Below are 11269 nucleotides of genomic sequence, written 5' to 3' on the forward strand. Positions count from 1 at the left end.
CCTGCGGCGCATGAGAACGACCTCCCAGGCGCAGGGACTGATGACAGCGGGCATCGGGCATCGGTCCTGGAGGCGCGCGACCAGTTCCTGGCCACGAGGAGCAACAAGCCAGTCGGGGTCAGAGATCTCATCGGGGAATCATGGCTGCGGTCGCGGCGCTGGGCCGTTGCGGCGGATCGACTCGTGCCGCACCCGGTGAACCGGGATCTGGACCCGCCGATAGTGGATATCGCGAGACCGATCCTGCAACGGCTGGCCGGCCGGCTGGCCGGCCAGCAGATCGGCCTGCTTCTCACCGATGCGGACGCCGTGCTGTTGCTCCGTTTCGCCAAAGATCCCACGTTCAGACGCCGACTCGACCGGGCCGCTTCGCTTCCCGGCTACAGCTGGTCCGAACAGTCTGCCGGTACCAACGCCGTCGGCACGGCACTGCATCGTGGTGCTCCGACCCTGGTGGCCGGCGGCGAGCACTACGTCAACGAGCTCCGGGATCTTTCCTGTGTCGGTGTGCCTCTCGGTGACCCCGTCACGGGCCAGGTTCTCGGCCTGCTGGACCTTTGCTGCCCGGCGGTGGACTCAGGACCCATGATGGCTGCCGTAGCTGATCTTGCGGCGGACAAGATCCAGAACGTCCTGTCCTCGACGAAGAGCGACTCGGACCGGCGACGAATATGGGTCAGGGACTATGACACAGCCCGGCTGAAGAGGTTGTACGAGACGGAGCGCAGAAATCGGGAAGTGGCGGAGACGCTGAGCGGAATCGCGGCTCAGGACATGTCCACACTTGATGGCCAGGATGTCCTCGCACGAATCATGACGGCAGCCGCGCCGCTGCTTCCCTGGCACGCGGCCTGGGTGCTCGCCCGAGAACCGGATCAGGCCCTGAAGGTCATCGCGGTGCAGGGCGACGTGGACCAGCGGGTAGTCGGTATGGACTTCGTTGCGCCGTCCGATTCGGTGCTCCACCTTGCCTTCTGCGGCACCATGCGAGCCAGTCCGCACTTCCCCGCGCTGGAACAGATGCCGGGCCACCAGAGCTATGCCGGAAGCTGGATCGCCGTGCCGGCCGCCCGCGGCACGTACCCGCGCGTGATAGTCGTGGTGACATCCCGCGCCCCCGGCCGCTACGGCCCGAAACGCGCGGCCATTGCCCAGAAGATTCTCGGTCAGGCAGCCACCATATTCGAGCAGGCGCTGATCTTCAGGGAGACCAGAAGTCTCGCCTGCACCGATCCGCTGACCGGACTCGCCAACCGGCGCGCCTTCTTCGGGCAGGCCGGCACTCTGGTCGAGAAACACATTACTGCCGGCCAACCGCTCGCTGCTCTGATGACTGACATCGATGGCTTCAAAGGCGTGAACGACCGCCATGGTCACGCCGTTGGGGACCTCGTTCTCGCCAGGATCGGCGAATTCATCCAGAATGTGCTCCGCCCGCACGGCGTGACGGGGCGGGTCGGCGGAGAGGAGTTCGCGGCAGTGCTCGACTGCCACGAGGATGCCGCGGTCGTCCTCGCTGAACGGCTTCGAAACAACGTATCGACGAGCCCGGTCTGCATCCCCGGTGGCTCTCTCGCAATTACGGTGAGCGTGGGTGTCGCGATGCTGACCGCTGGCGACCGTTGCCTGGATGACCTGCTGCTTCGTGCGGATGCCGCCCTCTACCGAGCAAAGGAGTCCGGGCGTAACCGGACAGTCGTGGCAGGTGAGCCTTCTTCCCGCAGGGGCGCCTGGCAGATTCCGAAGGTTCGATCCTGACCGGGAGCATCCAACCAGTATTAATGCGAACCTGAACTTGCAGGTCACGGGCCCGACGGTCGCTGCGGGCGCGGCGCACGCGAAGATTCGCCGAGCCGACTACACCGGTAACACAAACTGGCGTCCGAGACACGGTCAGACGGCAGCTCGGGACTCTGGTGGTGGGCCGAGTCGACTGCGGTCGATACGGGTCGACGGTCTTGAACGGCCCGCACGGGAATCGTGGCCGGGCTGACGTCCCTGTTCGAGCTTGGCAACGTCCTTGCGCCCAGGCATCGACCGGTGCCCCGATCTGAGTGGCGCCTGCGGTCGCGCCCATGGTGGGACCTGGTGCACGGTGGTCGCCCTGTGTGACGGATCTGTGGGAGCGCTGTGCTCGGGACGCCGAACTCTCTCCGCCGACGATCATTGTCTATGCTGTGGCCCGCGGCCTGCTGGTAGATCTTCGCGGGTCGATGTAATCGCGATGATGTTCCTGCGGCTGTTCCATGTTCGTTCCTCATGCCACGGCACTCATGCGTGCCCGGCCTTCCACCCGAGTGCTTGCAGAACAGCGAGCGGCTGCCGGACCAGTCCGACGGAGCGACCACGGCGAGGGCGGAGGATCGGATGAAGCGTCTGACCGGGCGGTGGCGGATCGTGGAGATGGACCTGTGGGACCAGGATGCCATCGACCTCGTCGGCCCCGGGTTCATCGAGTTCGACCGGGACGGGACCGGCGAGTTCGGGTTCATCGCCGTTCGCGGCTGGATGGACTGTCGTTGGGGCACGCGCGACGGCCGGCCCCTCGTCGAGTTCAGCTGGGACGGCGACGACGAAGGCGATGAGATCAGTGGGCGTGGCTGGGCCGTGCTGGGCGACGGCGACGTGCTCACCGGGCACCTGTTCATCCACAGGGGCGACGACTCGGCGTTCCGCGCGACACCGTTCTCCCACGCCAACCCGCGGGACTGGCGGTGAGCTGGCCAGGGCGTCGGGGTTGTCGCAGTCGACGGTGTCGCGGATGTGACGGGCATTCGGCCTGAAACCGCATCTGGTCGAGACGTGGAAGCTCTCGACGGACCCGCTGTTCGTGGACAAGGTTCGTGACGTGGTCGGGGTCTACCTCGACCCGCCGGAGAAGGCGGTCGTGCGCTGCGTCGACGAAAGTCCCAGGTCCAGGTGCGGCGCGTCCCGGGAAGGCCAGGTGGTTGTGCCCTTGCCTGAGATGTAGGTCTGCCAAGCGATGAGCGCGTCAGCTCGCCGGCCAAGCTGTGGACTTGGTCTCGAGGTACTGGTCGAAGCCCGCATGTCCTTTGTGCCTGCCGATGCCGCTGGCCTTGTAGCCGCCGAAGGGCATGTCCGGGCCGGACGCCAGGCCGCCATTGACGTGGACGGTGCCCGTCCGGATACGTCGGGTCACCGCCAGCGCCCGTTCCAGCGATCCCGACATCACCGCGCCGGACAAGCCGTAGGAGCTGTCGTTGGCGATCCTGATCGCGTCCTCGTCGTCCTCGAACGGGATCACCGCCAGGACGGGCCCGAAGATTTCTTCCTGGGCGATGGTCATGGAGTTGTCGACGTCGACGAACAGCGTCGGTTTGACGAAGTACCCCTTGTCGAGCCCTTCGGGCCGCTCGGTGCCGCCGACGAGAAGTTTGGCTCCCTCATCGATGCCCTTGCGGATGTAGCCGAGCACCCGCTCACGCTGTTTTGTCGAGATGACCGGGCCGGTGACGGTATCCCCCTGCTGGGGATCACCGACCTTGACGCCCGCGTACATGGCCTCGAGCAGGGCTACGCCCTCGTCGTAGCGGGAGCGGGGGAGCAGCATCCGGGTCGGGATGGCACAGCCTTGGCCGGCGTGGACGCATGCGGCGATGCCCATCCTCGTGGCGGTCTGCAGGTCGGCGTCGTCGAGCACGATCGTCGCCGATTTGCCGCCCAGCTCCAGGAACAGTCGTTTGAGGGTGGCCGCACCCTTCTCCATGATCCGTTTTCCGACGGCGGTCGACCCGGTGAAGGCGATCAGGTCGACTTTGGGGGAGAGGGTCAGTTCCTCGCCGACGAGGTGGTCCGACGCCGTGACGACGTTGACGACTCCAGGCGGGAAGTCGGTGTGTTCGGCGATGAGGCGGCCGAGGCGGGTGGCGTGGAACGGGGTGTCCGGCGCAGGCTTGAGCACGACCGTGTTGCCGGTGGCCAGCGCCTGGCCGAGTGCGTGCAGTGCGATCTGGAGCGGGAAGTTCCAGGGCACGATGGCCCCGACGACGCCGGTCGGCTCGCGCCAGATCCTCCGCGATGTCAGCCTTCCGCTTCGCTCGTCGACCGTGTTACCGAGGTCGGTCTCCCAGGGGTAGGTGTCGATGAGCTTGGTCGGGTGGCGCAGCGCGTTCGCCAGCGGCGCGTCGAGCTGTTCGCCGTTGGTGATCGTCCGCGGGCAGCCGACCTCTGCGATCAGCTCCTCGCGGAACTGCTCGCGTTCCGACTCGAGCGCCTTCTGTAGCTGGGAGAGGCAGAGCTTGCGCAACGCGCGGTTCGTCGGCCAGTCGGTCTCGTCGAAGGCCCGGCGGGCGGCGTCGATGGCGCGGTGCATGTCAGTGGCGGAGGCATCGGTGACCTGGCCGAGCACCTCCTCGGTCGCCGGGTTGACGTTGTCGAACGTCTTGCCGGTCGCGGCCTCGACGAGCTTGCCGTCGATGAACATCCTCGACTCGAACTGAGGTCTGTCAGCCACTGCTGCCTGCTCCTTCCGTCCGGCGGGTTTGCCCGCCGTGCCCATCTAGGCAGGGGTGAGTACGACGACGGGGATCACTCGCTCGGTACGTCGCTGGTAGACGTTGTAGTTAGGCCAGATGTCGGCCATGATCCTCCATAACCATGGCTTTTCCTCCTCGGTTGCGGTGCGGGTGGTCACCACGATGTGGTCGGCTCGGACCTGGATCTCGGCTCGAGGATTTGCGGTGAGGTTCAGGTACCAGGCTGGGTGCCGGGGTGAGCCGCCGGTGGAGGCGATGACGAGGTAGTCGTCGCCGTCGCGCCCGAAGATGAGCGGCGTGGTACGTGCCTTGCCGGTGCGCCGGCCGGTCGTGGTGAGCAGCAATATCGGGACGGTGTTCCAGAGGTAGCCGACCTCGCCGTCGGTCTCCCGGTAACGGCGGACGTGTTCCGCGCCGAGCAGGGTCCGGTCAGGTAGTTGGAAGTCGCTCTCAGCCACGGGTCGCTCCTCTCAACCGAACAGCACGGGGATCGCTGTCGGGCCGCGGTGGTACATGCCGATGATGCGGGGAGGGTCGGCGTCGGGATCGAGCCGAAGGTTCGGCAGCCGGTCGAGCAGGGCGCTGATGCCCGTGTACATCTCGGCCCGGGCGACATGCATCCCCAGACACACGTGGGGTCCCCCGCCGAACCCCAGCGACGGCTTCGGGGGGCGGGTCACGTCGAACTCGTCGGGCCGTTCCCAGCGGCGGGGATCCCGGCTACCGGCACCCAGCGCGAGGTGCAACACCGCGCCCTTCGGGAGATGCGCGCCGTGGAATTCAACATCCTTGGTCAGGAACCGGGAGAACATGGGATTGGTTGGCATCCACCGCAACGACTCGTCGATCGCGTTACGCAGCAGCTGCCGGTCCCGGCGTACCGCGTCGAGGATTTCCGGGCGCTGTAACAACGCGGTCAGTACAATCCCCATCTGTCGCCATGTCGTGCCCGATCCCGCCATGAGGAGCAACACCGCGAACGAATAGATCTCGGCATCCGACAGGCGGTGAGGGTTCCCGTCGTCGTCCTGCACCTCGGCGTCGACCAGGACGCTGATGAGATCGTCCTCGCGAGTCTCGCGGCGGGCGGCGATGATCGGCGCCAGCAGCGGTACGAGCCGCTCCGGGCTGCTCAAAGCCTCCCGGATCGCGATCGCCTGCTCGACCGCCACCCCGAAGCTGCCCGTGATCGTCAGTACCGGGACCGCTGCCGAGAAATCGACGTTCAGGTCCGCAGAGCCGTCGCCGGCGAACCAGTCGATCAATGCGTGTACCGTCGTTTCGATCCACTTCTCGGTCCACCAGGCCATCCGCGGTGGCACGAACGACGACTGCACCAGCCTCCGGTAACGGCGGTGCTGGGCACCGGCCATGGAGAATATGCTGTTCAGCGGAGCGAGCCGACCGCCCTCGAGATCGACCGCTACCGACGACGAAGCAAAAACCTCCTGGTTCTTCAACGCCTCGTCACACGCCGCGAACGTGAACGCGGTGAAGTGCGGCCGGTCCTCGAACGGCAACCCTTGAAACAACACCGGGCCGCTGAAACCCGTCAACTCGTGCAACGTTCCAGGATGTACCGCTGCCAGCTCCCGAAGCTCGTGCCACCTCGGGTACGGGTCTTCCTCATAGCCCGCGACCGTGCCGAGGTTCGCCTCATTGCGGAGATCGAAAACCTCGCGCAAACGCGCCCGGTCAAGCAACCCAATGCTATCTGGTCTGGTCATCTCGCTACGTAACCTCCGTCGACCGGTAACAACACACCTGTGATATTCGCCGCCCGGTCCGACACCAGGTACACCGCCGCCTCGGCGCAGTCCTCCGTCCTGATCGGCTTGCCCAGCGGATGGATTGACCCGACCCGCTCGGCGTACTGCTCAAGGGCGTCGGGCGGAACCTCTGTTCCGCCTGCCGCCGTGAAATTGGTGGTGTACGGCATGCCGGAGGGGCAGATCGCGTTGACTCGGATGCCGAAGGGTGCGCATTCGATGGCGACGCCGCGGGTCAGCTGGTGCACGCCACCCTTCGTCGCTCCGTATATCGTGTCGCCCAGGCCGACCAACCCGGCTACCGACCCGGTGTTGAGAATGACGCCGCCGTCGCCTTGCTTCTTGAACTGCGCCACCGCGTACTTGCAGCCGAGGAACACCCCGCGGAGGTTGACCGACGTGATGCGCTCGAACTCCTCGATAGTGTGGTCCTCGATCGTCTTGCCGCGGCGGGGCGCTGGAATGCCGGCATTGTTGAACATGATGTCGAGCCGGCCGAACCGCTCGACGGCCGCGGCGACCGTCGCGGCGACGTCCTGTTCAGATGCCACGTCGCATTCCTGCGGGATGGCGACGCCGCCAGCAGCCTCGATCTGGCGCACGGTCTCCTTCGCCCACTGGAGCCGAATGTCAGTGCAGACGACGAGCGCACCCTCTTTGGCGAACCGCAGGGCTGAGGCGCGGCCGACGCCCGACCCGGCGCCAGTGATCACCGCGCTCTTCCTTTCGAGTAACACCGTCACATCCCATCGTTTGGCGCGAGCTGGATTGCGGCGGTCGGGCACCCTTCTGCCGCAACGCGAATCACGTCAATCGGATCGGCGGCCGAGTCGATCACGATCGCCTTGGCTTCCTCGTCATGGCCAAACGTGCCGGCCGCATAGACGAGGCAGATACCGCTACCCATACACCGCTCCCGATCTACGGTGACCGTCCAGGTGTCGCTCATCTCAATCCCCACTCGCCGGGGCGGTTCGACGCCATCGCCCGATATCCTTACAGCACCCAGCATCAACGAATCCTTCCGGTTGAGCTTAGCGCGATCTTTGCGTATTCGGCCAATTCCTTGCCTCGCCCGGCAAATCCCAACTGCCTTTAGATGTGACTGCCGCGCCCGTTTACAGGATGGCCTTGCTGGCTTTGAGTTCGTCGATTTCGTCCCAGGTGAGGCCGAGTTCGAGGAGCACGGTCTCGGTGTGTTCGCCGTGCTCGGGGGTGCGGGCCGGCTGGCTGGGCTGCTGGTCGAACTGCACGGGTGCGGTCGCCAGCGAGAGGGAGTGGCCGTTGCGGCTCGGTGCCCACTCACCCTCGAACTTTGCATGCCTGGGCGTTGCGGCGGCGGGCGTCGATGTCGAGGAAGCGGGGGTCGGTCGCCATGGTCGGCGGTGCGATACGGGAGTATCAAGGGTTCCCCACTCGGCGAGCACGGCCCCCGACAACGGGACGAAAACGTGCGAGGCCACCTCGAGCACCCGCACCCCGGCGAGTGGCGCCGCGCTCACGCCGTGCTGGTCGGCTGGTGCGAGTGGGCGAACTGCCCCACTGTGACCGCCTTCCAGTTCCGAGTGCCGCGGGAGAGGATCGAGATGTCGTGGCCTGCAACTTCCCGCCGCAACGCGCCAGTCGTGCACTGCTCGCGCGGCCGGAGGGCGAACGGGTCGAACGAGAACACCCGCATGGCATTCAGGTGGGTGACTTTGTCGACCTGCGTGTCGGTCAGCCCGGCCACAGCCTCCGCCACCACCTCGGGGGAGCGCGGCCAGGTGCTGTCGGAGTGGGGGTAGTCGCATTCCCAGGTGATCATGTCCTCGTTCATCCGGTCGAGGTTGGCCAGGCCGAAGTCGTCGACGATGAAGCAGGTGACGACGTGGTCGAGGAAGACTTCGCTCGGTAGCCGGCCGCCGAGGTTGGGGCGGGTCCATGCCTTGTGCTGCTTGTAGGTGTAATCCACCCGATCGAGGAAGTACGGGATCCAGCCGATGCCGCCCTCCGACAATGCCACCTTCAGATTCTTGAACTTCTGGAAGATCGGTGACCACACGAGATCGGTCGCCGTCGGGAAGGTCTTGATGGCCGCGCAGGTGATCTCGACGTTCATCGGGGCGTCGGGTGCGGTGACCACACCGATACCGCCCGACCCGATGTGCACGCACACGACCGTCTCGGTCTCCTGACACGCCGCCCAGAACGGGTCCCAGTGGTCGCTGTGCAGTGACGGCAGGCCGAGAGCGTAGGGGTTCATCGAGAATCTGACCGCGTGCGAGCCCTTGGCCGCGGTCCGGCGGATCTCGGCGGCCATCAGCTGGGGGGCCCAGATGGGCGGGATCGAGTAGGGGATGAACCGGTCGCGGTAGGAGCCGCACCAGGCGTCGAGGTGCCAGTCGTTGTAGGCCTTCAGGACGGCGAGGGCAAGGCCGGGGTCCTGGTCGACTCGGCTGGCGAAGAACGGGCCGCAGAAGCGGGCCATCGACGGGAAGTTCAGCGAGGCGAGCACGCCGTTGACGCTCATATCTTTGACTCGCTCATGCACGTCGTAGCAGCCCCGCCGCAGTTCCTCGAGCCGCGTCGGCTCCACGCCATACTCCTCAGGCGGGCGGCCGGCCACCGCGTTCAGCTCCGAGCTGCGGGCCTCGCCTTCGCCGAACACCCACTTGTCGCTCAGCTCGTCCGAGACGAGCCGGGGGGCCCGATCGGCGTACTTGGCCGGGATGAAGCCGTCGAACATGTCAGGTGGCTCGATCACATGGTCGTCCACGCTGATCAGGATTAAGTCGTCCTTGTTCACGCCGCCTCCGCTACCGCCGCCGCCATGATGATCCCGACGTTCAGCTCAGACGGCTCGATGGTCCACACCGGTAGTCATCAGCTCCGGTGCGAGCGCCATCCTTGCCCGTCTGGGACCGTCGGCAGCGTCCTGTGGGCTCATCATCGACGGCCCGACCCTGGCCGTCTTTGCGCGTTCGGCCAAGTCGTTGACTATTCCGGCCCCACCGTCGCGGTCTAATTCCCTAGTAGCCAATCCGATGCACTCGGCTGGCGATGATTTGCCGTATCCCACCGGCGGTCATTGGTCCGGATGAAGGGCATGAAGCCGGTCGCTGGCGGTGGATGTCAAGGCCGTTGGACACCGGCCAGCCCATCCTGCCCGGCAACGCCCGGACCCGGCGGCACAGTGCTGGCGGCGGATGGCGTGAACGACCTTTCCAACCGGGCAGTCGAGAAGAAGGAGAAGTGCCGTATCGGACACCGCGGGATGCTCACCAGGAAGCTCGTCGCCATGCCGGATACGTAGTCGGCAGCGTCCCGAGCGCCGCATTGTTCGCGGTGCACCGCCCGGCGTAACCCACCGGCGAACGGCCTCATTCGGCGCAGACGCGCTGGCGGTAGGCGGTTGGCGTCTCTCCCGCGTACTGGCCGAACGCCCGCGTGAAGGCGCTCACGCTCTGGAAGCCGACGGCAATGGCGATAGCGGTGACGTTCTGGTTCTGGCCGTCCTGCGCGAGCAGGACCATGGCTTTCAGTAGGCGGCTCTCGAGGTGGTACCGGCGCCAGGACATGCCGGTCGCGGCGGCGAACGCCCGGCGCAGCGAGCGCTCCGACGCCCCGATAGCCGCGCACACCTTGGGCAGGGACACCTCGGCCAGGTGCTCGTTGGTGTAATCCATGGCCGCGGCCACGAGCGGGTCGCGGCTGGTTGGCAGGCACAGCGGGGTCTCGCGGTCGAGCCATTCGACGACGAGGTGGGCGAGGGCTTCGAAGAAGGTGTCGGCCATCGGGTCCTGCACTGTCCGGCTGATCGGCCACCGCTTGGCGTGCAAGATCATCTCCCGGATCACCGGTGCGGCGGCGAGGATGCGGACCCGGTCGCCCGTCGGCAGGCCCATCGCAGGGTCGAAGAAGACCCCGACGGCCTTGACGTTGGTCATCGTGCTGGAGTGAACCATCCCGGCTGGGATCCAGACGGCCTGCTGGGGTGGGAGGAGATAGCGCGCCGTCGCCGTCTCGACGTGGACGATGCCTTCGAACGCGTACTCCAGCTGGTGAACCTCGTGCGAATGCCAACCGCTGACCACTTCGCGGCCGACCCCCAGGGCGTACGTGCCAGCTCGCACCGCCGATGCGTCGACACCCTGCTGCCGCAGACTGGCCGCGATGGGCGAGGTCGGGGAAGAACCCACTGGGACCGCCATGGGCGGATAGTAGTGCCGCGTCGCTCCTTAAGGTGATCTTGCAGGAAAATCTGGCCGGGCACGACATCCGCCGCGGCGATCAGGTTGAGCGGCGTCGCGCCCGCGGCTGGGAGCAGGTAGAAGGCGCGAACCTTGGCGGCAAAGCCCTGGTCGGCGGGAGGGTCGCGACAGTCGTGGACCGCCGCCGTTCGAGATCGACTTCCTTGAGGATCCGGCCGATCGGCGCGACCGAGTGCCGTCCTGTCGAACGATCCACGCCGCCCGGTCGATGGGCTCGCCGGTGTCCAACGGCCTTGACGTCCACCGCCAGTGACCGGCTTCACGCCCTTCATCCGGACCAATGACCGCCGGTGGGATGCGGCAAATCATCGCCAGCTGGGTGCGTCGCATTGGCGACTGGGTGACCATTTCGGCCCCACCGTCGCGGTCTATTCCCCACGCCACAGACGGCCACGGTGGTGCCGGGCGGCGGCAGGGGAGGCGGCGTGAACAACCCGAGCAGACCGATGATGACGCCACACTCGCCCGTCCCGCTCAGCTGGGTCCGCAATCCGCAGCTGCGGATTGCCACTCGCGTCGGCGCCGGGCCGGGCCGGGCGCCGTGGGCGAATTCGTCGCCGCTGGCGAGGATGCCCGCCGCCTGCTCGAGGATGGCGGGCCGGTCGGCGGTGGCGGTGTGGTCGAGGGCGATCGCACGGTTCAGCCGGTGCAGCTCTCGAGAAGCGCGGTCACACCGCACTACTGATGATTAATGTGTGAAGTTCTGTTGATCAGAGCTGTTCCCAAGTCAGTCCGGTTTCGGTGAGGAACCCGA

At 66.4% G+C, this 11269-nt stretch carries 11 protein-coding genes and 1 pseudogene; 4 read left to right on the plus strand and 8 right to left on the minus strand.

All coding sequences use genetic code 11. The features are described 5' to 3' along the window. The first annotated feature begins 183 nt into the window (after positions 1-183). The 3 genes and pseudogenes from E0504_RS37550 to E0504_RS37565 all read left to right on the plus strand — a co-directional run. Positions 184-1758, plus strand: coding sequence for a diguanylate cyclase (locus tag E0504_RS37550; protein WP_160144302.1), 1575 nt, complete (start codon positions 184-186; stop codon positions 1756-1758). Between the two features lie 609 nt (positions 1759-2367). Continuing rightward, on the plus strand, positions 2368-2718 hold the full coding sequence (locus E0504_RS37560; RefSeq protein WP_131626799.1) for a hypothetical protein: 351 nt from the start codon (positions 2368-2370) through the stop codon (positions 2716-2718). Between the two features lie 4 nt (positions 2719-2722). After that, positions 2723-2914 (plus strand): annotated as a pseudogene (locus E0504_RS37565) (IS630 family transposase); the annotation flags it as partial. Positions 2915-2992: 78 nt separating this feature from the next. Here E0504_RS37565 and E0504_RS37570 read toward each other — a convergent pair. From E0504_RS37570 to E0504_RS37605, 8 genes are all read right to left on the minus strand, one after another. Beyond that, the gene (locus tag E0504_RS37570; protein WP_112107484.1) at positions 2993-4444 is read right to left on the minus strand and encodes an aldehyde dehydrogenase family protein; all 1452 of its coding nucleotides are present in this window, start codon (positions 4442-4444) and stop codon (positions 2993-2995) included. Positions 4445-4519: 75 nt separating this feature from the next. Then, the gene (locus E0504_RS37575; RefSeq protein WP_112107482.1) at positions 4520-4954 is read right to left on the minus strand and encodes a nitroreductase family deazaflavin-dependent oxidoreductase; all 435 of its coding nucleotides are present in this window, start codon (positions 4952-4954) and stop codon (positions 4520-4522) included. 12 nt (positions 4955-4966) lie between these two features. Then, positions 4967-6223 (minus strand): cytochrome P450, encoded by a 1257-nt coding sequence (locus tag E0504_RS37580; RefSeq protein ID WP_112107479.1) that lies wholly within the window; start codon positions 6221-6223, stop codon positions 4967-4969. Continuing rightward, positions 6220-7002: an SDR family NAD(P)-dependent oxidoreductase gene (locus E0504_RS37585; protein WP_112107526.1), complete on the minus strand. Its 783-nt coding sequence runs from the start codon at positions 7000-7002 to the stop codon at positions 6220-6222. The genes E0504_RS37580 and E0504_RS37585 overlap by 4 nt, the downstream gene beginning before the upstream one ends. Positions 7003-7004: 2 nt before the next feature. After that, the gene (locus tag E0504_RS37590) at positions 7005-7277 is read right to left on the minus strand and encodes a ferredoxin (RefSeq protein ID WP_243657796.1); all 273 of its coding nucleotides are present in this window, start codon (positions 7275-7277) and stop codon (positions 7005-7007) included. A 106-nt stretch (positions 7278-7383) separates the two neighbouring features. Continuing rightward, a complete protein-coding gene (locus E0504_RS37595; protein WP_373693977.1) occupies positions 7384-7767 on the minus strand; it encodes a hypothetical protein in 384 nt (127 codons plus the stop codon). Further along, the gene (locus E0504_RS37600; RefSeq protein WP_112107477.1) at positions 7764-9050 is read right to left on the minus strand and encodes an amidohydrolase family protein; all 1287 of its coding nucleotides are present in this window, start codon (positions 9048-9050) and stop codon (positions 7764-7766) included. Before E0504_RS37600 ends, E0504_RS37595 begins: the two co-directional genes overlap by 4 nt. Positions 9051-9624: 574 nt before the next feature. Then, entirely contained in the window at positions 9625-10338 is a 714-nt protein-coding gene (locus E0504_RS37605) for a helix-turn-helix domain-containing protein (protein WP_131626800.1), read from the minus strand. Between the two features lie 718 nt (positions 10339-11056). Here E0504_RS37605 and E0504_RS50760 point away from each other — a divergent pair. Next, positions 11057-11200, plus strand: coding sequence for a hypothetical protein (locus E0504_RS50760; RefSeq protein ID WP_165938733.1), 144 nt, complete (start codon positions 11057-11059; stop codon positions 11198-11200). Positions 11201-11269: the final 69 nt, after the last annotated feature.

The organism is Parafrankia sp. BMG5.11, from assembly GCF_004337455.1.

What these genes read in the sequence shown, in the direction of transcription:
- E0504_RS37560 (WP_131626799.1), top strand. Translation starts at nt 2,368, where the DNA reads ATGAAGCGTCTGACCGGGCGGTGGCGGATCGTGGAGATGGACCTGTGG.
- E0504_RS37570 (WP_112107484.1), bottom strand. Translation starts at nt 4,444, where the DNA reads ATGTTCATCGACGGCAAGCTCGTCGAGGCCGCGACCGGCAAGACGTTC.
- E0504_RS37580 (WP_112107479.1), bottom strand. Translation starts at nt 6,223, where the DNA reads ATGACCAGACCAGATAGCATTGGGTTGCTTGACCGGGCGCGTTTGCGC.
- E0504_RS37590 (WP_243657796.1), bottom strand. Translation starts at nt 7,277, where the DNA reads ATGCTGGGTGCTGTAAGGATATCGGGCGATGGCGTCGAACCGCCCCGG.